The organism is uncultured Phenylobacterium sp. (assembly GCF_902826855.1).
Classification (GTDB): domain Bacteria; phylum Pseudomonadota; class Alphaproteobacteria; order Caulobacterales; family Caulobacteraceae; genus Phenylobacterium.
This window is the reverse complement of record NZ_CADEGK010000012.1, coordinates 23,423-44,519: the sequence shown is the minus strand read 5'-3', so window position 1 is coordinate 44,519 and position 21,097 is coordinate 23,423. Positions and strand designations below refer to the sequence as shown.

24 protein-coding genes and 1 tRNA gene are annotated in these 21,097 nt (G+C 70.6%); 8 read left to right on the top strand and 17 right to left on the bottom strand.

Annotated elements, in window-relative coordinates; genetic code table 11:
• Positions 1–150 precede the first annotated feature (150 nt).
• Positions 151–648: a YkgJ family cysteine cluster protein gene (locus QZV94_RS03545; RefSeq protein WP_293676422.1), complete on the bottom strand. Its 498-nt coding sequence runs from the start codon at positions 646–648 to the stop codon at positions 151–153.
• A gap of 42 nt (positions 649–690) precedes the next feature.
• A complete protein-coding gene (locus QZV94_RS03540; RefSeq protein WP_293676421.1) occupies positions 691–1,782 on the bottom strand; it encodes a sulfotransferase domain-containing protein in 1,092 nt (363 codons plus the stop codon).
• Here QZV94_RS03540 and QZV94_RS03535 point away from each other — a divergent pair.
• Positions 1,716–2,480, top strand: coding sequence for a DUF169 domain-containing protein (locus QZV94_RS03535; protein WP_293676420.1), 765 nt, complete (start codon positions 1,716–1,718; stop codon positions 2,478–2,480). The two genes, QZV94_RS03540 and QZV94_RS03535, sit on opposite strands and share 67 nt — an antisense overlap.
• Here the strand turns inward: QZV94_RS03535 and QZV94_RS03530 are convergent.
• The gene (locus QZV94_RS03530; RefSeq protein ID WP_293676419.1) at positions 2,477–3,148 is read right to left on the bottom strand and encodes a spermidine synthase; all 672 of its coding nucleotides are present in this window, start codon (positions 3,146–3,148) and stop codon (positions 2,477–2,479) included. The genes QZV94_RS03535 and QZV94_RS03530 overlap by 4 nt on opposite strands.
• 125 nt (positions 3,149–3,273) lie before the next feature.
• Between QZV94_RS03530 and QZV94_RS03525 the strand changes: the two genes are divergently transcribed.
• Positions 3,274–4,482 carry an acyl-CoA dehydrogenase family protein gene (locus QZV94_RS03525; RefSeq protein WP_293676418.1) on the top strand — a complete coding sequence of 403 codons (1,209 nt, stop codon included), beginning with the start codon at positions 3,274–3,276 and terminating at the stop codon, positions 4,480–4,482.
• Here QZV94_RS03525 and QZV94_RS03520 read toward each other — a convergent pair.
• The 4 genes from QZV94_RS03520 to QZV94_RS03505 are packed head-to-tail and all read right to left on the bottom strand — an operon-like array spanning position 4,470 to position 7,463.
• Complete coding sequence (locus QZV94_RS03520) at positions 4,470–5,369, bottom strand: DUF1206 domain-containing protein (protein ID WP_293676417.1); 900 nt, start codon at positions 5,367–5,369, stop codon at positions 4,470–4,472. The genes QZV94_RS03525 and QZV94_RS03520 overlap by 13 nt on opposite strands.
• Before the next feature lie 43 nt (positions 5,370–5,412).
• Positions 5,413–6,225, bottom strand: a complete 813-nt coding sequence (locus QZV94_RS03515) for an aminoglycoside phosphotransferase family protein (protein ID WP_293676416.1) — start codon at positions 6,223–6,225, stop codon at positions 5,413–5,415.
• Positions 6,222–6,998 (bottom strand): class I SAM-dependent methyltransferase, encoded by a 777-nt coding sequence (locus QZV94_RS03510; protein WP_293676415.1) that lies wholly within the window; start codon positions 6,996–6,998, stop codon positions 6,222–6,224. Before QZV94_RS03510 ends, QZV94_RS03515 begins: the two co-directional genes overlap by 4 nt.
• Before the next feature lie 12 nt (positions 6,999–7,010).
• A complete protein-coding gene (locus tag QZV94_RS03505) occupies positions 7,011–7,463 on the bottom strand; it encodes a surface-adhesin E family protein (RefSeq protein ID WP_293676414.1) in 453 nt (150 codons plus the stop codon).
• A gap of 169 nt (positions 7,464–7,632) precedes the next feature.
• Here QZV94_RS03505 and QZV94_RS03500 point away from each other — a divergent pair, with 169 nt between their 5' ends.
• On the top strand, positions 7,633–7,857 hold the full coding sequence (locus QZV94_RS03500; RefSeq protein ID WP_293676413.1) for a hypothetical protein: 225 nt from the start codon (positions 7,633–7,635) through the stop codon (positions 7,855–7,857).
• A 41-nt stretch (positions 7,858–7,898) separates the two neighbouring features.
• Here QZV94_RS03500 and QZV94_RS03495 read toward each other — a convergent pair whose 3' ends face one another.
• The 4 genes from QZV94_RS03495 to QZV94_RS03480 all read right to left on the bottom strand — a co-directional run bounded on the left by QZV94_RS03495 (position 7,899) and on the right by QZV94_RS03480 (position 11,747).
• Positions 7,899–8,267, bottom strand: a complete 369-nt coding sequence (locus QZV94_RS03495; RefSeq protein ID WP_293676412.1) for a YccF domain-containing protein — start codon at positions 8,265–8,267, stop codon at positions 7,899–7,901.
• The gene (locus QZV94_RS03490) at positions 8,264–9,442 is read right to left on the bottom strand and encodes a serine hydrolase (RefSeq protein WP_293676411.1); all 1,179 of its coding nucleotides are present in this window, start codon (positions 9,440–9,442) and stop codon (positions 8,264–8,266) included. The genes QZV94_RS03495 and QZV94_RS03490 overlap by 4 nt, the downstream gene beginning before the upstream one ends.
• A gap of 243 nt (positions 9,443–9,685) precedes the next feature.
• Positions 9,686–10,312 (bottom strand): PEPxxWA-CTERM sorting domain-containing protein, encoded by a 627-nt coding sequence (locus QZV94_RS03485; RefSeq protein WP_293676410.1) that lies wholly within the window; start codon positions 10,310–10,312, stop codon positions 9,686–9,688.
• A 160-nt stretch (positions 10,313–10,472) separates the two neighbouring features.
• Positions 10,473–11,747, bottom strand: a complete 1,275-nt coding sequence (locus QZV94_RS03480) for a tetratricopeptide repeat protein (protein ID WP_293676409.1) — start codon at positions 11,745–11,747, stop codon at positions 10,473–10,475.
• Positions 11,748–11,831: 84 nt separating this feature from the next.
• Here QZV94_RS03480 and QZV94_RS03475 point away from each other — a divergent pair, with 84 nt between their 5' ends.
• Together QZV94_RS03475 and QZV94_RS03470 are read left to right on the top strand one after the other, a co-directional pair.
• A complete protein-coding gene (locus QZV94_RS03475; protein WP_293676408.1) occupies positions 11,832–12,944 on the top strand; it encodes an NAD(P)/FAD-dependent oxidoreductase in 1,113 nt (370 codons plus the stop codon).
• A gap of 211 nt (positions 12,945–13,155) precedes the next feature.
• On the top strand, positions 13,156–14,106 hold the full coding sequence (locus tag QZV94_RS03470) for an NAD(P)H-dependent flavin oxidoreductase (protein ID WP_367253861.1): 951 nt from the start codon (positions 13,156–13,158) through the stop codon (positions 14,104–14,106).
• Position 14,107: 1 nt separating this feature from the next.
• Here QZV94_RS03470 and QZV94_RS03465 read toward each other — a convergent pair whose 3' ends face one another.
• From QZV94_RS03465 to QZV94_RS03455, 3 genes are read right to left on the bottom strand one after another with little or no spacing between them, the layout of a single operon-like run.
• Positions 14,108–15,349 (bottom strand): PQQ-dependent sugar dehydrogenase, encoded by a 1,242-nt coding sequence (locus QZV94_RS03465; RefSeq protein ID WP_293676407.1) that lies wholly within the window; start codon positions 15,347–15,349, stop codon positions 14,108–14,110.
• 2 nt (positions 15,350–15,351) lie between these two features.
• Entirely contained in the window at positions 15,352–17,046 is a 1,695-nt protein-coding gene (gene asnB / locus QZV94_RS03460) for an asparagine synthase (glutamine-hydrolyzing) (RefSeq protein ID WP_293676406.1), read from the bottom strand.
• On the bottom strand, positions 17,046–18,074 hold the full coding sequence (locus tag QZV94_RS03455) for a glycosyltransferase (protein WP_293676405.1): 1,029 nt from the start codon (positions 18,072–18,074) through the stop codon (positions 17,046–17,048). The genes asnB and QZV94_RS03455 overlap by 1 nt, the downstream gene beginning before the upstream one ends.
• A 99-nt stretch (positions 18,075–18,173) precedes the next feature.
• Between QZV94_RS03455 and QZV94_RS03450 the strand changes: the two genes are divergently transcribed.
• Positions 18,174–18,250: transfer RNA gene (locus QZV94_RS03450), tRNA-Met, on the top strand.
• 17 nt (positions 18,251–18,267) lie between these two features.
• Here QZV94_RS03450 and QZV94_RS03445 read toward each other — a convergent pair.
• The gene (locus QZV94_RS03445; protein ID WP_293676404.1) at positions 18,268–18,495 is read right to left on the bottom strand and encodes a hypothetical protein; all 228 of its coding nucleotides are present in this window, start codon (positions 18,493–18,495) and stop codon (positions 18,268–18,270) included.
• Between the two features lie 145 nt (positions 18,496–18,640).
• On the opposite strand from QZV94_RS03445, the gene QZV94_RS03440 reads away from it, so the two are divergent.
• Positions 18,641–18,829, top strand: a complete 189-nt coding sequence (locus tag QZV94_RS03440) for a hypothetical protein (protein WP_293676403.1) — start codon at positions 18,641–18,643, stop codon at positions 18,827–18,829.
• Here the strand turns inward: QZV94_RS03440 and QZV94_RS03435 are convergent.
• Together QZV94_RS03435 and QZV94_RS03430 are read right to left on the bottom strand one after the other, a co-directional pair.
• On the bottom strand, positions 18,826–19,449 hold the full coding sequence (locus tag QZV94_RS03435) for a class I SAM-dependent methyltransferase (protein ID WP_293676402.1): 624 nt from the start codon (positions 19,447–19,449) through the stop codon (positions 18,826–18,828). The genes QZV94_RS03440 and QZV94_RS03435 overlap by 4 nt on opposite strands.
• Positions 19,449–20,501 carry a DUF2125 domain-containing protein gene (locus tag QZV94_RS03430; RefSeq protein WP_293676401.1) on the bottom strand — a complete coding sequence of 351 codons (1,053 nt, stop codon included), beginning with the start codon at positions 20,499–20,501 and terminating at the stop codon, positions 19,449–19,451. Before QZV94_RS03430 ends, QZV94_RS03435 begins: the two co-directional genes overlap by 1 nt.
• 25 nt (positions 20,502–20,526) lie before the next feature.
• On the opposite strand from QZV94_RS03430, the gene QZV94_RS03425 reads away from it, so the two are divergent.
• A complete protein-coding gene (locus tag QZV94_RS03425; protein ID WP_293676400.1) occupies positions 20,527–21,066 on the top strand; it encodes a gamma-glutamylcyclotransferase in 540 nt (179 codons plus the stop codon).
• Positions 21,067–21,097 lie beyond the last annotated feature (31 nt).

Sequence of the window (21,097 nt, the reverse complement as noted above, 5' to 3'; positions counted from 1 at the left end):
GGTTGTGGAAGGACTGGGAGAAGTTGGAGGCGCGGGAGACAGTGTCCGCCTAGCCCACGGGTCACCCAACAGATTCGCGGCGGGTCACGTGAAGGACGCGTCCGTCGGGCCCGCGAAGGCAGAAGCCTAGCGGTTCGAGGTAGCCGCCGATCAGGGAGCTGGCAGGACGCTGACCTTGATCGCGCCGTCGGTCTCCACGACCTGCAGGGCCGAGTCCGGATCGATCTCGCCGAGGTCCACATTCTCCTGCGGCGCGACGAGCCATGTTTGTCGCCCGGCCACCGCCAGCACCAGCTTGCCGGTCCCCCAGGTCTGAGCCGCGTAGCCCTTCAACGCGGCGTACATCGGATTGCGACGCCACGCCTGCGGGTTGGCCGGGTCGCAGCGTGCGATCAGGCGGGTCCCGTCCGCGTCCTGGTCGAGGACCACCTTGGTCTGGTCCGGGCGGAAGCGGTGCGGCATCTCCGGGTCCATCAGCCAGACGCATTCGAACGAGCGGCAGGCCCGCGGCCGGTCCGCGTAGATCGTGCAGCCGCGGCCCGGACCGAAGTGGGCGCACATCACGCCCATCGGCTTTTGGAGCTCTTCCACGGCGAAGACCTTGCAGCACAGGCTGCAGGGTCCGCAGGACTTCGGGCGGTTCGCCATGGACCCCGTGTACAGGCGCGCCAACGCCGCGGCGACCTCGGCTTAGGCCCCCGCCCGCAGCGCCGCCTCCAGAGCGGCGTAGTCGGCGAAGCCCGTCACCGGCGTGACAAGCTCCCGCCACTTGACGTCGAGCGCGGCGGAAAGCTCGGGCGACAGTTCGTCCGCGTGGCCGCCGACGCCGCCCCTGCGCACCTTGGCCGAGTCGCTGCCGGGCGGGAGATTGCAGCGGACCTCAGATGCGCGGCGCATCATCGGGTCGGAGAAGACGTCCTTGTGGGCCAGCATGTAGCCGATGGAGGAGCGCTCCAGCGTCGTGGCCAGGAGGGCGTCGTCCAACGGGATGTCGCAGAAGGCGGCGACCCGGCGGATGCTGGCCTCGGGCTCGGCGACCATCTGCTCATAGGAAAGCAGCAGGACCGCCGGGTCGTGGCGGACCTTCCACCAACTGAGCAGGTGGCCCCAGTAGGAGCCCAGCATGGGGCGGCTGACCCACCCTTCCCCGAACTGGTCGATCGAGACCGCGCCGGGCTCGAAGAACCAGCCTTCCATGAAGCGATAGAAGGAGACCAGGGCGTCCTTGGGGTCTCGCAGGCTGCAGATCGCCTTGGCGCCCGGCGGGATGGCGTCATAGGCGAGGTGGCTCTTGAAGCCGCGCGGCTCGGCCCGCTGCGGCGCCTCCAGGTCGATACCCAGCAGAGTGGCGGTCTCGATCCACGGCACGACGCGGGAGATGTCGTCGAAGTCCATGTCGCCGCCGGTGCGCAGGGTGTGGAAGATTTGCTGCAGCCAGGTTGTGCCGCACTTGCCATAGGGCGAGATGACCACGTCGGTCGGGCGCGGCCGGTAGGCGGCGATCGACGCACTGATTTCGGCCGGGACGAACATCTTGCCGGACAGCGCGCCCATCTCGGCGGGACTGCGCGCGCGGCGCGGCAACGTTTCGCTCATCGTCTCCTCCCGGATCACGGCGGTATAGTAGCGCTTGGCGTTCGACTGGGTCGAGGCCTTGCGCTCCGCCGCGGCAGGTCGCAGCGTGTGGGCGCCATGCGGCGATGGAGGATGCCCCGATGGACTTTGACTGGCCCACGATCGTCGCCGATCTGGAGCAGTTGCTGAAGCTGCGCTCGATCCCATTCGGCATGAAGCTCTATGCCGACCGCGCCGACATGGAGGCCATCCCGCGCATCCGCCGGCCCACGGCGGTGCACACCCTGGACCAGCTGGTCGGCCAGGCCTCGCGGCTGGGCTGGACGGTGGGGGTGACCTCGGAGGATCTCGTGGGGTCGCAGTGCAGGGCCGTGGTCGGCCTCGGCGGCGCCAAGACCGACGAATGGAAGTCCGGCAAGCACATGACCGGGGTGTGGTTCGAGACGATCGACGACGCCTCGGCCCACCAGGCGGCGATGCACTGCGTGCCGGACGGCCAGTACGACGCCCTGGCCATCGGACCACTGGCGGCGGGCAAGCTGGGCGACCCCGACATCGCGCTGTTCTACGCCACGCCCGGGGCGATGATCTATTTCATCAACGGGCTGCAGTGGTCGGGCTACAAGAAGTTCGACTGGGGCGTAGTCGGCGAGAGCGCCTGCGCCGACAGCTGGGGCCGGGCGCTGAGCAAGCGTGAGCCTAGCCTCTCGATCCCCTGCTTCGCCGAGCGCCGCTATGGCCGGGTGCTGGACGACGAGATGCTGATGGCGTTGCCGCCCGAGTATCTCGTGAAAGCGATTACTGGGATGCGGGCGCTCAGCAAGAACGGCTTTCGCTATCCGTTCCCGCAGTACGGCGTGCAGCAGGACGTGCGGGCGGGGATGGCGGTGAGCTACGGCCCCTAACGCGCCATGCCCACCCAGATGATGTGCCTCGGCCCCTTGCCCGAGGGGCTGGCGCCGACGCGGTGTTCCTCGACGGCGAAGCCGGCGCGACGCATGCGGCCGGCGAAGGGCTGGTCGGGGCCGGCGGACCAGACGGCCAGGACGCCGCCGTGCTTGATCGCACGCCGGGTCATGGCGAGACCTGCCATGGAGTAGAGGTCGTCATTGGCGTCGCGGCCCAGGGCGTCGGGGCCGTTATCGACGTCCATCAGGATGGCGTCATAGGGCGGGTTCGCGTCGCGGATCAGGGGGGCGACGTCGGTCTGCAAGAGCCTGACTCGCGGGTCGTCGAGGCTGTCGCCGTAGAGGCTTGCCAGAGGCCCTCGCGCCCAGTCGATCACCTCGGGGACCAGTTCGGCGACGACGATCTTCGCGGCCTTGGGGAGGGCGGCAAGCGCCGCACGCAGGGTGAACCCCATGCCGAGGCCGCCGATCAGGATGCGCGGGCGCTCGCGCTCGGCCATCTTCGCCCAGGCAAGGTCGGCCAGCGCGACCTCTGAGCCGTAAAGGCGGCTGTTCATCAGCTCGAAGGCGCCCGACATGATCGAGTAGTCGCCACCGCGCTGCATGAGCTTCAGCTCACCGCCGCCGGGAATCTGGGCGGTGTCGAGGTGGATCCAGGGGTTCATCGCGCTGTGTAGAGCCGAGCAGTGGCGGGATGGAAGGGTCTTCGCTCCCGTGGCGTCATCCGCCTAGGGTTGCGGCGATGGCGGCGAGGGGTAGGCTCGCGGCCCTGACGAGAGGATCTGAGACCATGGCCGACTTTGGCGCAGACACCGACCTGGAAGCGTTCCGGCAGGAAGCGCGGACCTGGCTGGAGGCCAATTTCCCGCCGACACTGAAGAGCAAGGCCGGGCTGGCCGCCAGCGAGGTGCGGGTCGAGGATCCCGATCTCAACAAGTGGCGCAAGGCGATCGGCGCCAAGGGCTGGGCGACCCCGACCTGGCCGGCGGAATACGGCGGCGGCGGCCTCTCGCCGCAGCAGGCGCGCGTGCTGAGCCAGGAAATGAACCGGGTCGGCGCCTTCAACCCGCTGATGTTCGGCATGGGCATCACCATGGTCGGCCCGACGATCATGGACTACGGCACCGACGACCAGAAGAAGAAGCATCTGCCGCCGATCATCCGCGGCGAGGTGCAGTGGTGCATCGGCTATTCCGAGCCCAACGCCGGGTCGGACCTGGCGGCCCTGCAGACCAAGGCCGTCGACAACGGCGAAGGCTGGACCATCAACGGTTCGAAGATCTGGACAAGCGGCGCGCAATATTCGGACTGGTGCGGAGCACTTGTACGTACCGATCCGTCCGCCAAGAAGCACGAGGGAATCTCCTTCATGCTGATCGACATGCACCAGCCTGGGATCGAGGTGCGGCCGATCCCGCTGATCGCGGGGGCCTCGCCGTTCTGCGAGACGTTCTTCACGGATGCGAAGGCGCCGCGGGATGCGCTCCTGGGACAGCTCAACGTGGGCTGGACGGTCGGCAAGCGGCTGCTGCAGCACGAGCGGGCCAGTCAGACGGGCGCAGGCGGGGGCGGCGCCGCGCCGACGCCGCTTCAGGAGGTCGCCAAGCAATATGTCGGCGTGGACGGGCAGGGACGGCTGGCGGACTCCGACCTGCGCACGCGGCTGTCGAAGCATCTGATGGATGCCCGCGTGCACAGCCTGACGCTGGCGCGGGCGATGGCGGAGGCCAAGGGCAACAATAACCCGGGCAACGCCGCTTCGGTGCTGAAGAACTCGATGACCTCGGTGGCCCAGACGCGGTCCGAGCTGACGCTGGAGATCTACGGCCACCAGGGCCTGGGCTGGAGCGGCGAGGCTTTCAAAGCCGACGAGATCGAGAGCGTGCGGAGCTGGCTGTTCGGCAAGGCGATGTCGATCTACGGCGGGTCCTCGGAGATCCAGAACAACATCATCTCCAAGCGCATCCTGGGCCTTCCGGACACCACTCAGTCCACCTGAGGCAGGGCGCGCGCCAGGCGCATCGGACGCAGGCAGGCCTCGACGACGGCGAATAGGCCGAACGCGATGAGGCCTGCCGCCGTCAGGCCCAGCATTGTGCGCCCGAAAGGCCAGGTGATCAGCAGCTCGAGCGCGCCGCCGAGGCCGCGCGCGTCTGACGCCCGCGCGTGCAGCCCGGCGCTGGCCAGCAGCAGGCCGGCGGGCAGCAGGGCGACGCCTCGGCCGAAATAGCCGATCCGCGCCAGGCTCCCGGCCCAGGCTCGGGTTTGCGGTTCACAGTCCAGGTTGCGGCGGAAGTGGTCCAGGGAGGCGCGCACGACGCTGCCGACGCCCGAGGCCAGGATGAACAGCCCCATGCCGAGCACGATCAGTGGCCCGAACGGCAGGTCCAGAACGCGGGCCACCAAGGCGCCGGTGGCTGCCTGGTCGTCGGGCTCGTGCAGATCTTCCATGGCGTCGAGCAGTCCGAAGACGGAGATCGCCAGGCCGGCGTAGGCGATGCCGCTCACCGCCTGACCGGCGCGGTTCGCAAGGCCACGGGCGGTGTGCCCGCAGCGGTCGACGTCAAAGATCGCCTGCAGCGCCCTCCAACCGGCGAAGCCGTAGAGGCCGACGCCCACCAGCCAGATCAGCGCCAGGCCGGCCGGCCACTCGCCCCAGGCCTGAAGGGCGCCCACCGCACCTTCGGCGCGCGGACTGAGACGAAGCGCCGCCAGCAGCGCGATCACGCCGACGCTGAGGTAGACGGCGCCGCGGGCCAGGTAGCCGGCGCGGGCGGCGGCCTCGAGGACCGCCGTCCAAGGGTGAGCTTCGAAGCGCCGTTGCAGGCGGGCGAGCGGGGCGCCCAGCCAGGCGGTGGTGGGAAAGGCGCGGCCTCTGCTGGTCATGCCAACGGTAAGGCTTTGGGCGGCCTCGCGTTCCGCAGCCGCTTCAGGGCTCCAGTTGGGCTGCGGCCAGGGCGCCGATGGCCAGGCCCGGCGCAGGGTCGTGGCCGCTCTCCAGGCTCCAGGCCGCGCCCAGGACGGCGTAGACGTGGACCCACTGCAGGAGGCGCCGCGGCTCCAGGCGGGCAGCGGCGGCGACGATCTCCGCGCGACGGCGCATCCGGGCGGGATCGAGCGCGATCTCGGCGTCGGGATTGCGGAACAGGTTGGCGTATTCGAAGCCGCGCTCGCCGATCAGGCCCTTGGGGTCGATGGCCAGCCAGCCGCGGTCCCCGCCGTCCAGGACGTTTTCGTGGTGGAAGTCGCCGTGCAGCACCACCACGTCGCGGGGATCCGCCAGCAGCGCCTCGGCGCGAGGCAGGGCGGCGGCGAAGGGGCCGCCGTCGCGGGCGGCCGCCACCCGCAGCGACCGATGCCAGGCGTCGAGCGGGACGAGCGTATCGGGCGGCGCCTGCGAGCGCGGCGCGTGCAGGGCGGCGGCGACCTCACAGAGGATTACGGTGGCCTCGTCGTCGTGACCCTCGCGCGCCATGGCGGCCAGGCTCCTGGTCCCCATCGCGCGTTCCAGCAAGATGGCGTCGCCTTCGCGGGCCAGCACACGAGCGGCGCCAATCCCGCCCCACCAGTCCATCAACGCCCCGCCGCGACGCTCTTCCTCGTGGCCGGCGATCTTCAGCATGGCGGGCGCCCTCTCACGGCGAACAGGGAGAAGGCGGCTGCCCCAGTTGGTGGTGAACCCCTCGCCGTCGGGCTTTAGCGCCCAACGGGCAAGCCAGGGCTGGAAGGGGTCGGCGCTCACGCCGGGCTTTTGCGGGCCACGTAGAGATGCGTCTCCCAGGGCGCATCCATGACGCCGCCGTGGTCGGCGATGGCCTGGGCAAGTTCGTCGAACAGGGCGAACCGCGCACCTTCGGGCAGCACGTTGAAGCCGGACTCGGTGCGCAGGTAGCGCTTGTAGGTCTCCGGATCGAGGCGCCAGGTCCAGGGGTAGGCGCGGTGGATGGCCGGTCCGAACAGGCCGCTGGCCTGGATTATGCCGGCGACCGGTCCGGCCGGCAGGTACCAGGCCTGGGACGGCGGGTGGCCCCACGCGCCGGGCGCATGGCGCTGGAAGGCGCGTTCGAAGGCCGGGACGAACCCGGCCGGCGTGGGCATCGGCACATGGCCGAAGATGGCCAGGGCGCCGCCGAGTTTCAGGGCCTGGGCGGCCTTGGCGAACCCCACGGCGGGATCGACCCAGTGCCAGGCCTGGGCGGAGGCGACGAGGTCGAAGGCTTCGGGTTCGGCCTGGAGCGCTTCGAAGGTCGAGACGACGAACTCGGCGTTGGCGGCCGCGACCTTGGCCCGCGCCTGGACGATCAGCTGCGGACCAGGGTCGAGCGCGACGACCCGGCGCGCGCGGGCCGCGAGGTCGCCGGTCGCCTGGCCGGCGCCGCAGCCCACTTCAAGCACCGCGGCGTCCGGGCTCAGGCCGGCCAGGGCGGCGAGGTCGTCGAACAGGGCGCGCGGGTAGCCCGGCCGAACCTCCGCGTAGATCTCCGCCACCGCATCGAAGGTGTCGCGCTGTTCCACGAGTCCTCCCGCTCAGGTGTCGTTGAGGGCGCGGCAGGCGAACGCCATGCGGAGCGCACCCACGGACTCGGGCTCGGCGGCGGCCCAGGGCGTTGGGATGAACTTCGGGGACTGCCAGGACTTTCCGGTCAGCCCGGGCGCGTCGTGGAAGGTCTCGTGGATGACCCGCGAGAGGCGACGCCTACAGTCGTATTCTCCCAGGCTGCGCACAGAGCGGAAGGTGAAGCCGTCGCGGATCCGCGGACCGGCCGAATCGTAGACCGTCCAGACGCGGCGCAGGCCGGCCTGGGCGGCCGCGGCGGCGCGCATGTACACGAACACGTCCTCGCTGGCGGTCACCAGGGTCCAGCCGGCCTTCTGGAGCCGAACCGAGGGCGCGCGGTCCTGGGCGCGCAGGGTTCCGGCGGACGCGAGGCTCGCGAGCAGCAGCAGGCAGGCGGCCAATCGGACGGGGGGGCGGCTCATCGCCGCACCAAACGGCCCCAAGGACGGCCGATTGTCCAGTCTCTTCCCTTGCACGGGTCTTGCACATGAACGGCGCCTAAAGGCCAAGCTCAGGCCACCCTCACTCGCGATAGCCTAGCGTTAATCACCGTCCGCCACTCGTAGTCGGTCGGGATTGAAAGCAGAGACGATGTACCGTTCAGTTGACTGGATGCTCCTGGATCACACGGCCGCCGAGCCGGTGACGGTCGGTGACCTGGTGTCGGTGGACGCCGGCGGCATGCCGATCTATCGCGTCGCCAAGGTGACCCCCGGCCACGTCTGGCTGAACGGCGAGCGCGACGGCGGCTTGCGCGAGATGCCCCTGGCCCTGTTCCGCTGGCGCGGCGCGCCGGCGATGGCGGCCGCAGCCTAGCTCCATCGCCTACAGGGCTCGGGGGTAGGGACGCGCAAGCCCTAGACCTCCACCACCGCCTTGCCGACGGGGGTGAGGGACAGCACCGCCAGCTTCACGTGCTGCCAGGCGAACGGGATGCCGATCAGGCTGATGGCCAGCGGGACAGCCAGGATGATGTGGTGCAGGGCCAGCCACCAGCCGGCGAGCACGAACCACAGGATGTTCAGGCAGCCGCTCGGAACGCCCACATCGCGGTCGACGACGATCCGGCCGAACGGCCAGTAGCTGAAACTGGCAAGGCGGAACGCCGCCGGTGTCCACGGCAGGCCGATGATGGTGACCGCGAGGATGATGCCGGCGAGGATCCACAGCGTGCCTGAAATCCACCCGCCGAAGATGAACCAGAGGATGTTGAGGAGCAGGTTCATCGCATCTCCTTCGCGGCCTGGCGCGCCGCCTCGATGAACGCGCTGCGCGCGGCGAAGAGTTCGTTGCCGACGGCCGCCGGCCAGGCGGAGTTGACCACGACGATCAGCCGCTCGTCGCGGAAGGTGGTGATCGACTGGCCGAAGATGCCGGACGCCTCGTAGGCGCCGCTGGGACGCAGCCACCAGAAGTAGCCGTAGCCGCCGCCGGGGCTGGCGATCTGCTTCGTGGTCGCCTGGCCGATCCACCACGGCGGGAGCACCTGCTTGCCCCCCGCCCTGCCGCCATCGAGGATGAACTGGCCGACGCGGCCGTAGTCGCGCAGCGTCATGGAGATACAGCAGCCGCCGCGCTCCTGGCCGCCGGGATCGGTCATCCAGACGGCATCCTGCTCCATGCCGTAGGGCTTCCAGAGCTTTTCGGACGCGTAGTCGGCGAGAGTCTTGCCGGTGGCCTTGGAGACCAGCACGCCGACCAGGTCGGTCTCGCCGGTGTTGTAGTTGAAGACGGTTCCCGGCGGGTGGGCGCGGGGCAGCTTGCGCAGGTAGCTGACCATCGGGTTGACGCCCGGCTCGGTGACCGTACCGCCGGCCTTGGCGACGTCGGAGTTGGGGTCGACGTAGTCCTCGTTCCACTTCACGCCCGAGCTCATCATCAGCATCTGGCGTACGCTGACGCCCTCGTAGCCGGAGCCGGCGAGTTCGGGGATGTAGCGGGTGACCGGGTCGTCGATGCTCTTGATGCTGCCGTCTTGGACCGCGGCGCCGACCAGGGTCGAGGTGACCGACTTTGCGACCGAGAACGAGGTCCAGCGGTCGGTGGGCTTGCGGCCGAGGGCGTACTTCTCCAGCACGATCTCCCCGTCGTTCAGCACCAGCACGCCGGAGACGCGGTAGGCGGCCATGTAGTCGTCGACGCTCCAGGTCTGGCCGCCGTAACTGAACGTGGGCGCGATCTGGCGGGCGGCGACCGGCAGGGGATGGACCCGATCGCCGCGGCGGATGGTGTGGGTCTTGTAGATGGTCTCGATGCTGCGGAAGCCGGCCGCCTGCTTCTCACCTCGCCAGGTCAGGATGCTGGCGATGCGCCCGTCCGAGCCGGGGTCGAGCGGAACCTGGGCGTGGGCGGTTGCGGTAAGCGCCGCCAAGGCCACCGCCAGACCGAACAGCTTCCTCATCGCCCACTCCTCGCTACCTGCGAAGCTATAGAAGGCGCGTGGGCCGCTCGCCATCGTTCTCATCACCGGAGGGGGAGGGACCGCTCGAAGGGTGGTGTGCCGGGCTTGCAGGAGAGGTCGCTGCGGCGGCGTTCGCCCTCCACCGCGTTCCGCGGTCCCCCTCACCTACGGGTGAGGAGAGAGGGACCGGGCCGCGCGACAACACGGCCAGGATGTCGCGCGAGGATGCCTAGCGTTCGTCCCTCAGACCGTGGCGACCTGCGGCCGGCGCCGCAGCACCGCGCCGATGCCGCCGAAGCCCAGGATCATGAGGGCCCACGACGAGGGTTCGGGCACTGGGACCACGCTGACCGAACCGGCGGCGGCGAGCCAGCCGCCGCTCGTCCCGGAGATCGTGTATCCGCTGGCGAACGTGGTCGGAGCGGCCGAGCCGCAGGTGAAACCCGAGCTGCACATCGGCAGGAAAGGGTTGTCGTAGCTGGCGTCGGCGAACTCCACTTGCAGGACGAAGTCGCTGCTCCCCGAGGCGATCAGCCCGACGCCGCTGGCGAGGCCGCCGATCGCGATGCCGTGCGAGTCGCCCGGGCCGCCGAAGCTGGAGAACGCCAGGGTCGAGCCCAGCGCCGGGCCGACGTAGTCGGCGATGCTGATGCCGGTGGTCTGGCCGGAGAAGCTGAGCGCGTCGTCGAAGGTCAGGGTGACGACGCCGCTGACTTCCGACAGCGGCGGCGCGTTCGAGCCCAGGGCGATCTGGAAATCGCTGAGTTCGAAGGCGTAGGTCCGGGTGATGATGGCGGCGTTCGACGCGGCCGCGCCGAGGGTGGCGCCGGCCATGATCATGGCCGTCGCTACGCGCTTGAGGGTCTTCATACAGGTGGTCTTTCAACGAAGGGTGGCGCGCAGACACCACGACGGTAGGTGCGCCCCGAGAACCGTCAAGCTTGGAAGGCTGAGATTCCCCTGAGGGTTGTCGAACTCGCGTTACAGGGGGCAGCGCCGGCGGCCGAGGGGCCGCCGCCGGCTGAGCCCGTCAGGCCACCGGCTTTGCGGCTTCACGTTCGGCCAGCAGGGCGCGTTCCAGGGCGGTCTGGCCGTCGCGGCGGGCGGCGTCGATCAGGGTGAGGTCCAGGAGGTCCCGCTGGGCGTGGCTGCCGCCGAAGCGCGCGGCGCCGTTGCGAACCTCGCGCAGCAGATCGACCGCCTCGCCGTGGCGGCCGCGGCCGTGGGCGACCATCGCCTGGGCGACCGGCAAGCCGATGTCGCGGGTGACGGCGGCGTTGTCGTTGGTGAGCAGCGTTGCGGTCGACATGTCGGCCAGGGCGGCCCCGGCCTCGGCGTCGCGACCCGCGCCGACGAAGGCAATGATCGCGTGGACGTCGTCGAAGGCGGACTGGCCGCGCGGCTGGGCGGCGTAGGCGTCGGCCAGGATGCTCCACCGGTCGCCGACATCGATCTCGCGCAGCCTCAGCCGCCAGAGCAGGGCGGCGGCGTCGTCCATGTCGAACGGCATGGTGGAGCGTTCGCCGTAGATCGGCCCGTCGTAGAGGGCTAACACCTCGTCGATCTCGTCCAGCCCCAGGTGGAAGAGCGCCAGGTGCCAGGCATTGTGGATGGCGAAGAAGCTGTCGTCGCTCCAGGCGCAGGGATTGCCGCGCATCCAGCCGACGCCGTCGGACCGGCGGTCCTGCATCTCACAGACATGGGCGACGGCGTGCTGGGCCCAACCGTTGCGAGGCTCCAGTTCGATGGCGCGGCGGCCTGCCGCCTCGGCGCGCGCGTAATCGCCGGTCTCCTCCAGGCCGAAGGCGTGCATCGCGAGCAGCGCGTGATGGTTCGGCATGCCCTCGGACCAGGCGGGCAGGGCGCGTGCGATGCGGTCGCGCAGCATGCGCGCGTCGCCGGTAAGGAAGTCGACCAGTTGACCGGCCTGAAGAGCAAGCAGGTCGCGGGGATGCTCGACCGCGATGTCCTCCAGAATGCGGCCGGCGGCGCGGGTACGCCCGCCCAGCAGCGCTTCGGCGGCGGCGCGGTGGGCCTGTTCGCGGCTGTCGGCGGGCAGCCCGCGGGCGTCGGCCAAGGCGGCGCGCCCGATGGCCTGAGTGGGCGGGTCGGTCCCGACGCCGGTCATGTAGGTCTTCAGCAGGTGGGCCATGACGAACCCCGGGCTGTCGGCCAGCGCCCGGGCCAGGTGCTTCATCGGCTTGCCGCCGTAGCGGTGGTAGGCGTCCAGCGCCTGCTGATAGTGCTCGGCCGCCTGCGGGCTCGCGCCGCTCAGCACGTGGCCGTGGATGTCCGTCACCGTCATCGGCGCCTCCCGTCCCTTAGTCGTAAGAGCGCGTTCTAGCACCGATGCTTCCCAATCGCCCCGGCGGACGTTAGGCCGGAGGCCATGGCCGATTTCGATTTCGACGCGGTGGTCGTGGGGGCGGGCGTCGTAGGCCTGGGCTGCGGCTATGCGCTCAGCCGGCGCGGCCTGGTGGTGGCGGTGCTGGAGGCGGATGCGGCGATCGGCCAGGGCGTCTCGTCGCGCAACTCCGAGGTGATCCACGGCGGCCTCTACTATCCGACCGGCTCGCTGAAGGCGCGGCTTTGCGTGGAGGGCCGCCGGCTGATGTACGCCTTCTGCGACAGCCACCACGTCGAGTACGACAAGTGCGGCAAGCTGGTGGTGGCCGAGGAGCCCGACCAGGTGGCGCGCCTGGACGCCATCTGGGCCCAGGCGCTGGAAAACGACGTCGAGGGGATGTCGCGGCTCACCAAGGCGCAGGCCCTGGCGCTGGAGCCGCAACTGCGCTGCGAGGGGGCGCTGCTGTCGGCCGAGAGCGGGGTGCTCGAGAGCCACGCCTTCATGCTCGCGCTGGAGGGCGAGATCGAGGCGGCGAGCGGCGCGGTGGTGAAATCGACCCCCTTCGAGGGCGCGACCCCGCTGGAGGGCGGCGGCTTCGAGGTGCGCGCCGGCGGCGCCGATCCGACGGTGCTGACGTGCCGCTACCTGGTCACCGCCCCGGGCCTGTCGGCGCAGACGGTGGCGGCGACGATTGAGGGCTTCCCGGTGGCGACCATCCCCCAGGGCCACTACGGCAAGGGCATGTACTTCCGGCTCACCGGCAAGGCGCCCTTCCGCCACCTGGTCTATCCGCCGCCGATCCCCGGCGCGCTGGGCACCCACTACCGCCGGGACCTGGGCGGCCAGGCGGTTTTCGGGCCGGACCTCAGCTTCGTGGACGCGCCGGACTATTCGGTCGATCCGGGGGCCTCGGGGGCGTTCTATGAGTACATCCGGCGGTTCTGGCCGGCGCTGCCGGACGGTGCGCTCAGCCCCGACTACGCCGGCATCCGCCCCAAGCTGCACGGGCCGGGCGAGCCGCAGCCGGACTTCCGCATCGACGGGCCGCAGGCGCACGGGCTGGAGGGGCTGGTCGCGCTGTTCGGGATCGAGAGCCCGGGGCTGACGTCGTCCATGGCGATCGGGGACGAGGTGGCGGGGCGGCTGGGGCTCTGAACTTTCTCCCCCCTTCTGCTCGTCATGGCCGGGCCTGTCCCGGCCATCCACAAACGCAGGCGCTGGAGGTTCGCGGCGCGCGAGCGCGCGCGAACCCCACGACCCCGGAGTCTATGGGTCCCCGGGACAAGCCCGGGGATGACGGGCAAGAGAGGGGTGGTGGATTTCCCTGGCGGCATCGCGCTCTATTCCGCCCCTTAGGGAGACCCGCATGAAGAACCGCATCACCGAGCTGCTCGGCGTGAAATACCCGATCGTCCAGGCTCCGATGGGCTGGATCGCCCGCTCGCAGCTGGCCAGCGCCGTCTCCAATGCCGGCGGGCTGGGGATCATCGAGACCTCGTCCGGGCGCCTCGACGAGGTGCGCGAGGAGGTCAAGAAGATGCGGGGGCTGACCGACAAGCCCTGGGGCATCAACGTCGCCCAGGCCTTCGTGCGCGACCCGGACATCGTGCGGTTCGTGGCCGATCAGGGGGTCAAGTTCGTCACCACTTCGGCGGGCGATCCGAACAAGTACTGCGAGGCGCTGAAGGCCGAGGGGCTGACGGTGTTCCACGTGGTGCCGTCGCTGGCGGCGGCCCTGAAGGCCATCGAGGCCGGCGTCGACGGGCTGGTGGTCGAGGGCGGCGAGGGCGGCGGGTTCAAGAACAGCCGCGACGTGGCCACCATGGTGCTGTTGCCGCTGGTATGCTCGAAGGTGGGTGTGCCGGTGATCGCGGCGGGTGGGATCACCGACGGGCGGTCGATGGCGGCGGCGTTCGCGCTGGGGGCCGAGGGCGTGCAGATGGGCACCCGCATGGTCTCAGCCGCCGAGAGCCCGGTGCACCAGAACTGGAAGGACATGATCCTGGGGGCCAAGGAGACCGACACGGTGTTCCTGAACCGCCAGGGGCCGGGGCCGGCGCTTCGGGCCCTGCGTACGCAGAAGACCACCGCCTTCGAGCTGAACCCGCCGGCCAACATCATGGCCGAGTTCGGCAATGCGCTGGATCTCTACTTCGGCGGCGACATGGAGGCGGCGATCGCTCTGTCCGGCCAGGTGGCGGGGCGGATCGACGAGGTGAAGCCGGTGGCGCAGATCATCCGCGAGACCATCGAGGAGTTCGAGGCGGTGACCGCGGCGCTTGGCGCCAGGTACGGGAAAGTCGGCCAGCCGGCCTGACCTACTTCGGCGCCACGCGGATCACGCGGCCGCGGCCTTCGTCGGTGGTGATGTAGAGGGCGCCGTCGGGGCCTACGACGATGTCGCGCAGGCGTTCGCCGAGTTCGGTGAGCAGCCGCTCCTCGCCCACCACCTTGTCGCCGTCCAGGGTGAGGCGGGCGAGGTATTTGGGGCCCAGGCCGGTGACGAATAGGCTGCCCTTCCAGGCCGGGACGAGGTCGGTGTCGTAGAAGGCCATGGCGCCGGGCGCGATCACCGGGTCCCAGTAGTAGATCGGCTGCTCCATCCCGGCCTTCTGGGTCATGCCGGCGCCGACCGGGCCGCCCTGGTACTCGATGCCGTAGGTGATGGTGGTCCAGCCATAGTCCCGGCCCTTGCGCACGATGTTGAGCTCGTCGCCGCCGCGCGGCCCGTGCTCGACCGCCCAGAGCTCGCCGGTGCGCGGGTGCAACGCCGCGCCCAGGACGTTGCGGTGGCCGATCGAGAAGATCTCGGGGCGTACGCCGGCCTTGCCCGCGAACGGGTTGTCGGCCGGGATCGAGCCATCGGCTTTGATGCGCACGATCTTGCCCAGCGTGCCGTCCATGCGCTGGGCCTGCACGCGGCCTTCCATGTCCGAGCGTTCGCCGCCGGTGATGAACAGCGTCCCGTCGCGGCCGAAGACCAGCCGACCGCCGAAGTGCTTGGTGGAGGCGAGGGCGGGGGTCTGGCGCCAGATTGTGGTGACGTTCTCCAGGCGCGGCGCGCCTGCGGTGGTCACGAGCCTGCCGCGGGCGACAGCAGCGTTGTTGGTCGCGCCCTTCGGCTCGGAGAACGCCAGGTAGACGAGGCCGTTGGCGGCGAAGGCCGGGTCGAGGGTGAGGCCCAGGAGACCCCCCTGGTCGCGGGCGTCGACGGCGGGGACGCCGGCGATGGGCGCCGACAGCTTGCCGTTCGCAAAGAGGCGCAGACGCCCGGCGCGCTCGGTGATCAGGAGGCCTCCGTCGGACAGGAAGGCCAGGCCCCAGGGGTGGTCGAGTCCGCCGACGACGTCGGTCACCTCATAGGCCACATTGGCCTTCACCTGCGGCGCGCGGGTCTGTCCGGGGAAGGCCGGCGTCTGGTTCCTGCCGTTGGGGGGCCTGGTTTCCACGGCCGCTGCGGCGTCGCCCGCTGACTGGGCCTTGCCGGACTGGGCCTGGCCTGGCGCGGAATTGCAGGCGGCGAGGGCGGCGGCGGCCGCGGCGAGCGTCAGGGACTTCATGATCATCCTCCGTCTCCCATCAGAGCGGCGAGGGCACCATTCGGTTGCGCGCCTTCGAGGTGGATCAACGCCCAGACGGCGAAGAACAGCAGCGGCCAGCGGCGGCCCGGGGCGGCCATTCGGCCGGCGGCCTCGTCGCCCAGCACCTGGCGGACGGCCTCGATCCGGCCGATGCGGGCGGCGATGTCGGCGGCGCGGGGCGCTATCCAGGCCTCGACCGGGACGGTGAAGCCTTGCTTCCTGGCCCACGGCCGGGCGGCGGGGCAGGCGCGTTCCAGCCATTTGCGCAGCAGCCACTTGCCGTGGCCGCCGCGGATCTTGAACCGGTCGGGCAGGGCGAAGGCGAAGGCGGCGACTTCGCGGTCGAGGAAGGGCGTGCGGCCCTCCAGCCCGTGGGCCATCAGGCAGCGGTCGAGCTTGAGCAGAAGGTCGTTCGGGAGCCAGGTGGCGATGTCGGCCCACTGGGCTTGTTGCAGGCGGGTGAGACCGGGCGGCGGGCGCGCGGCGTCCCGCCAGGCGGCCAGGGTGGCGGGCGACGCGCCGCGGGGCTCGGCGGGACGGCCGCCCAGCCAGGCAGGGCGCAGCGCGCGGCGGTAGCGTCCGTAGCCGGCGAACAGTTCGTCCCCGCCCTCGCCCGTCAGCACCACGGTCAGCGTCCCCTTGGCGGCCTCGGCCAGCTTGTAGGTCGGCAGGGTGGCGTAGTCGGCGGTCGGGTCGTCGAACGCCCAGGCCACCTGCGGCAGGATCCGCCAGAAGTCGGCCTCGCCGAAGGTGGTCTCGCGCCAGTCGAGGTTGAGGGCTTTGGCGACGGCTTCGGCGGCGGCCCGCTCGTCGGCCGCGCCCCCTCTTTGGGATCTGGGGGCGTCGAAGCCGCAGGTGAAGGCGGTGACCGGGCGCTCGCTGAGCCGGGCCATGAGGGTGGCGATGGTCGCACTGTCGATGCCGCCGGAGAGGAACAGGCCGTAGGGGACATCGGCGCGCTGATGGACGCGGACGCTGTCTTCGAGAACCGCGTCGAGCTGACCAAGCAGCCCTGCCTCCCCCACGTCGCGGGGGAGAGAACGGGCGAACGGCGCGCTGCGGTGGCTGCCGATGATCCGCCCACCCCGCACCTCGACCACCTCGCCGGGCGCCAGGCGGCGGAGCCCGGCGAAGAGGGTGCGCTCGCCGAGGGTGTAGTTGAGGTCGAGGAGCTGGTGGGCGGCCTCGACGTCGATCGTGGGATTGAGCAGGCCGGCGGCGAAGAAGGCGCGGGGCTCGGAGGCGAAGGCGACGGCGCTGTCCTGCTCAAGGATGTAGAGCGGCTTGATGCCGAAGGGGTCGCGGGCCAGCACCGTGCGGCCGTCAGGACCGACCAGGCACAGCGCGTACATGCCGCGCAGGCGGCCGATGGCGGCCGGGCCCTCGCGGGCGGCGAGATGCAGAAAGGGCTCATAGTCCGAACCCGTGGCGAGGACGCCGCCCAGGCCGAACTCGGCGGCCAGCTCGATGTAGTTGTAGAGTTCGCCGTTGCCGACGACGGTGGCCCCGGCGGCGCGCAGCGGTTGCCACCCGCTGTCGAGGTCTATGATCGACAGCCGCGCGTGGGCGAGCCCGCCCTCGATCCGGACGCCGTCGGGGCCGCGGTGGGTCAGCGCGCCGATCATCGGCCCGACGACGCTGGCGTCGCCGCCCAGCATCCCGGCGATGCCGCACATCAGGCGGCTCCATGATCGGCGAAGAGCGCCTTCCATTGCGCCACGACGGCGGACTCGGAGAATTCGGCCTCGACACGTGCGGAACCCGCGGCGGCGAAGCGGGTGCGCAGGGCCGGGTCGCTCAGAAGGCGGCGTACGCCCGCCGCCAGGGCATGGGCGTCGTCCACCGGGACCAGCAGGCCATCCTGGCCGTCGCGGATCAGGGCGGCGGGGCCCTGCGCGGCGGCGGCGACCACCGGCAGGCCGTGAGCCCAGGACTGGATCACCACATTGCCCAGCGGCTCGTAGCGGGAGGGGAAGACGCAGACGTCGGCGGCGCGGTAGAGCGCGGAGGCGTCGGTGCGCCATCCCAGGAAACGGACGCGCGCGGCGACCCCCAGGACCTCGGCCATCGCTCTCAGCTTGGCCTCCAGCGGACCGGCGCCGGCGATCCACAGGAACGCGTCCGGGAGCTGGGTGAGCGCCTGCAGGCTGACGTCGTGGGCCTTGTTCTCATGCAGGCGGCCCATGGCCAGCAGCAGAGGCGCGTCCGGCGGCGTGGCGACGCTGGCGCGGTCGACAGGGGGAGCCTCGGGCGGGGCGGCGGCGAAGTTGGGAATGCAGCTGACGTTGCCGGCCGGCCAGCCCTGGCCGACGATCCAGTCGGCGATGTCCTCGGTGTTGGCCACCAGGTGGTCGAAGCCCTTGTAGTACTTGAGAGAGTAGTAGCCGCCGAGCCGCCCGATACGGGCCCACGGGCCGCGCGGCGTATGGCGCGCGGCGCGGTTCATCCAGGCCAGCGCCACGGTCGTCTTCTGCACGGCCGCGAAGCCGGCTGCGGCGGGCTTGGTGAGGATGTCGATGGGCCCGCCGAAGCGCAGCACCTTGACCGGCACCCCGGCCCGTTTCAGCTGCGCCTCGCGCCCGGCGTTGCCGCGGATGACCGCGGCCTCGCTGACGCCGGCCCGTTTCAGCGCCTTCAGGAGATCGACGAAATAGGTTTCCGCGCCGCCTTCGCCGGCCGTTCCCAGGAGGTGCAGGACGCTCATCGCAAGCGACAGCCTAGCCCGTTGCGGGCCCGCGCCCAATCCCTTGAAGCGTGGCGGCTTCGCCCCTATAACCCGCGCCTCGCGCGAGGGCCCCGCCGCGGCTGGGTAGCTCAGCTGGTTAGAGCGGTGGATTCATAACCCACAGGTCGACGGTTCAAGTCCGTCTCCAGCCACCACGGGACCCTCGCGCGACTCATGCGGCGTCGCGACCGCGCTCCGCGCCGGCCGTCTCGGCGCGCTCATCCGGCAGCGTGTTGATCGTCAGGGTCGCCTCATAGCCCTGCGCCTCGGCCTTGTGCGCCGCCTTGCTGGCGGCGGCCACAGCGGTCTCGAGGCTCGAATACGGGCCGAAGTGCTTGCCGTTCAGGCCGACCTTCCAGACGCCTTCGATGAAGTCGACCGTGTAGGAGACCTGCGGCATGGCGCGTCCCTTCGCTCTGTTATGCGGCTCATTGTTCAGTCAGCGGCGATTCGGCGAGGTTTGCGAATTCGCCCTGCTGGCACGGGCCTTGGGACGCAACGCCTCAGGTGGGCCAGAACGGAACACCGTCGATGGAGAGACGCTGATGGCGACTTCCGTTGTGGTGGCCCGCACGAAGATCGACGGGCTGGAGTATCTGGCGGACGGCGCCAAGGTCGTGTGGACCGATGTGGCCCAGGCCGCCGCTCATTTCGATAACGTCCGCGAGGCCACCCGGGCGGCCATGCGCCTGCCCAGCCGCTTCCGCGCCTTCGCCTTCCCGGTCGCCGGCTAGGCCGGAACAGCCTCGCCCCATTCGTTCCAGCCCGCGATCCGAGGCGCGCGGGGCAGGTACATGCTGTCGTGGCGGGCGACGTTGAAGCCCGCGGCCTCGATCGCCGTGGTGACCGGCCGGCTCAGGTGGCAGCCGCCTGAGATCCGCTTCCAGATCGGCTCGATGCGCCGCTGCCATTTGGCGATCCCGGGTTCGGGCGACAGGCCATGCTCGCAGTACAGAAAGCGGCCGCCAGGCCGAAGCACGCGACGCGCCTCGGAGAGCGCCCGGGCGGGGTCGCGGACCGAACACAGCGTGAAGGTGCAGACCACGCAGTCGAAGCTGGCGTCGCCGAATGGCAGAGCCTCGGCCGTTCCCTCCTCGACGCGGACCGTGAGACGAGGGTCTCGCGGCGCGGCCTCGGCGATGGCCCGCAATTCCGGAGCAGGGTCGACCCCGGTGACGCTTTCCACCCGGTCGACGTCGTAGAAGGGCAGGTTCAGGCCCATGCCGATGCCCAGTTCCAGGACGCGGCCCTGCGCGCCGGGCACGACCTTCTGGCGCTGCTTCGCGATCGGCGGCGCGGAACAGGCGCACTTTAAGAGCCGGGGCAGGAAGAAGCGGTCGTAGAGCGAAGCCATCAGGGCGCCTCGTAGACTTTTGGCGCCCGCCAGAGCGCGATGGGGCCCAGGGTGGTCTGGCCGGCCTCGAAATTCAAGCTGGCGCGAGCGATGTCCTCATTGCCCTGGCGCGCCGCCACGATGGCGGCGGCGGCTTCGGCCGCGGCCGGCGGCGCGGCGCCGGTGGCCTGTATCGCGCTGAACGCGCGCGGCGCCTGGCGCAGCGAGAGATCCAGCACGCCGCGCAAGCGCCCGTCCGTTCCGACGGTCAAGTGGCCGGAATTCACGCCTATGAGCGCGTCACCGGCGGTGAGGCCCGCCCGCTTCACGCTGATACGGCCGCCGGCGTTGGTCCAGTTGCGCACAGCCTCGGCCCATGTGGCGCCGCGCAGATCCCCGGCCTCGGAGAGCCGGCTGTCCCACTCGATGGAGATCGGCTTGTCGCCGGCGATGCGCTCCAGCAGACCCGATAGTCGCGCCTTGCCGTCCTTGACCGACACCCAGAGCCCAGCTTCGTCACCCAGTTCGGCAGGCGCGCGACGCACGTGGATCTCGACTCGCTCGGCGGCGGTGAGGCCGAAGGGCGTGGCGCCGGCTGCCGGCTGGAAGCTGAGGCCGGTTCCTTCGAACGAGATATTGGGGGGCGTGTCGGTGAGATGGCTCAGGCTCATGCGGATCAGCCGGCCCTTCACCACGACGGGGCCGCCCGCGGGACGGGTGAAGGTGAGGCCGTCTGGCGCGGCGACGATCCAGTTGGCAGGCGCGTGCAGGAAGGCCTGCGCCTCCAGGCGCGGCGCCTCCAGCGCCCAGCCGGAGCGGTCGCGGATGTGCGGATCGCTGAGCCTTACGTTGAGGCGGAAAGGGTAGCCGGTGACCTTGCGGTCCTTCCAGGCCAGGTCATAGCCGGCTTTGCGCAGGGCCACGGCCCCGGCGTCGATGCGGGTGACCGCTTCCCCGCGCGCCCACAGCCAGGCGGCGCTCCAGCCGGCGACGATGACCACCAAGGCGGCGAGCACGCCGTACAGCGGCCAGCGGCTCAGTTTGCGGGGCGGCGTGGGATCAGGCACAGACATGGCAGGTTCGGTGGCTGGGGCTGGGATGGGGTCGGAACGGTGGGTCTTCGGCTACGGGTCGTTGATGTGGCGGCCGGGCTTCCCGTTCACGGAGCGGCGCGGGGCCACCCTACACGGACGACGCCGGGCCTTCTGCATCTATTCCGTCCACCACCGCGGGACCTATGAGCGCCCGGGCCTGGTGCTGGGGCTGGCGCCCGGCGGGGCCTGCCGGGGCGCGGCGTATCTTGTGGCGGAGGACGACTGGGCGGGGACCTACGCCTATCTGCTGGAGCGCGAGCAGCCGACCGAGACCTACATCGAGGCCCGCCGCCACGTGCGGCTGGACGATGGCCGGCGGGTAGAGGCCACCTGCTTCCTGTCCGACGTGCGCCACCCGCAATGGGCCGGTGCGCTCAGCCTGGACCGGCAAGCGGAGCTGATCGCCGGGGCGGCCGGGCTGTCGGGCCGGAACGTCGACTACCTGCGCGACCTGGTGGAACACCTGCGCGAGATGGGCGTGCGGGATGTGGCGATGGAAAAGCTGCTGGGGATGGTGGAGGGGCCCCAGCATTCCCTCCCTTAATGGGGAGGGACAGCTCGCCGAAGGCGAGCAG

Bases quoted from the DNA above. Each gene is read 5' to 3' on its own strand.
- QZV94_RS03545 (WP_293676422.1), bottom strand. From the start codon at position 648: ATGGCGAACCGCCCGAAGTCCTGCGGACCCTGCAGCCTGTGCTGCAAG.
- QZV94_RS03535 (WP_293676420.1), top strand. From the start codon at position 1,716: ATGGACTTTGACTGGCCCACGATCGTCGCCGATCTGGAGCAGTTGCTG.
- QZV94_RS03540 (WP_293676421.1), bottom strand. From the start codon at position 1,782: ATGGGATCGAGCGCAGCTTCAGCAACTGCTCCAGATCGGCGACGATCG.
- QZV94_RS03530 (WP_293676419.1), bottom strand. From the start codon at position 3,148: ATGAACCCCTGGATCCACCTCGACACCGCCCAGATTCCCGGCGGCGGT.
- QZV94_RS03525 (WP_293676418.1), top strand. From the start codon at position 3,274: ATGGCCGACTTTGGCGCAGACACCGACCTGGAAGCGTTCCGGCAGGAA.
- QZV94_RS03520 (WP_293676417.1), bottom strand. From the start codon at position 5,369: ATGACCAGCAGAGGCCGCGCCTTTCCCACCACCGCCTGGCTGGGCGCC.
- QZV94_RS03505 (WP_293676414.1), bottom strand. From the start codon at position 7,463: ATGAGCCGCCCCCCCGTCCGATTGGCCGCCTGCCTGCTGCTGCTCGCG.
- QZV94_RS03500 (WP_293676413.1), top strand. From the start codon at position 7,633: ATGTACCGTTCAGTTGACTGGATGCTCCTGGATCACACGGCCGCCGAG.
- QZV94_RS03495 (WP_293676412.1), bottom strand. From the start codon at position 8,267: ATGAACCTGCTCCTCAACATCCTCTGGTTCATCTTCGGCGGGTGGATT.
- QZV94_RS03490 (WP_293676411.1), bottom strand. From the start codon at position 9,442: ATGAGGAAGCTGTTCGGTCTGGCGGTGGCCTTGGCGGCGCTTACCGCA.
- QZV94_RS03485 (WP_293676410.1), bottom strand. From the start codon at position 10,312: ATGAAGACCCTCAAGCGCGTAGCGACGGCCATGATCATGGCCGGCGCC.
- QZV94_RS03480 (WP_293676409.1), bottom strand. From the start codon at position 11,747: ATGACGGTGACGGACATCCACGGCCACGTGCTGAGCGGCGCGAGCCCG.
- QZV94_RS03475 (WP_293676408.1), top strand. From the start codon at position 11,832: ATGGCCGATTTCGATTTCGACGCGGTGGTCGTGGGGGCGGGCGTCGTA.
- QZV94_RS03470 (WP_367253861.1), top strand. From the start codon at position 13,156: ATGAAGAACCGCATCACCGAGCTGCTCGGCGTGAAATACCCGATCGTC.
- QZV94_RS03465 (WP_293676407.1), bottom strand. From the start codon at position 15,349: ATGAAGTCCCTGACGCTCGCCGCGGCCGCCGCCGCCCTCGCCGCCTGC.
- asnB (WP_293676406.1), bottom strand. From the start codon at position 17,046: ATGTGCGGCATCGCCGGGATGCTGGGCGGCGACGCCAGCGTCGTCGGG.
- QZV94_RS03455 (WP_293676405.1), bottom strand. From the start codon at position 18,074: ATGAGCGTCCTGCACCTCCTGGGAACGGCCGGCGAAGGCGGCGCGGAA.
- QZV94_RS03445 (WP_293676404.1), bottom strand. From the start codon at position 18,495: ATGCCGCAGGTCTCCTACACGGTCGACTTCATCGAAGGCGTCTGGAAG.
- QZV94_RS03440 (WP_293676403.1), top strand. From the start codon at position 18,641: ATGGCGACTTCCGTTGTGGTGGCCCGCACGAAGATCGACGGGCTGGAG.
- QZV94_RS03435 (WP_293676402.1), bottom strand. From the start codon at position 19,449: ATGGCTTCGCTCTACGACCGCTTCTTCCTGCCCCGGCTCTTAAAGTGC.
- QZV94_RS03430 (WP_293676401.1), bottom strand. From the start codon at position 20,501: ATGTCTGTGCCTGATCCCACGCCGCCCCGCAAACTGAGCCGCTGGCCG.
- QZV94_RS03425 (WP_293676400.1), top strand. From the start codon at position 20,527: ATGGGGTCGGAACGGTGGGTCTTCGGCTACGGGTCGTTGATGTGGCGG.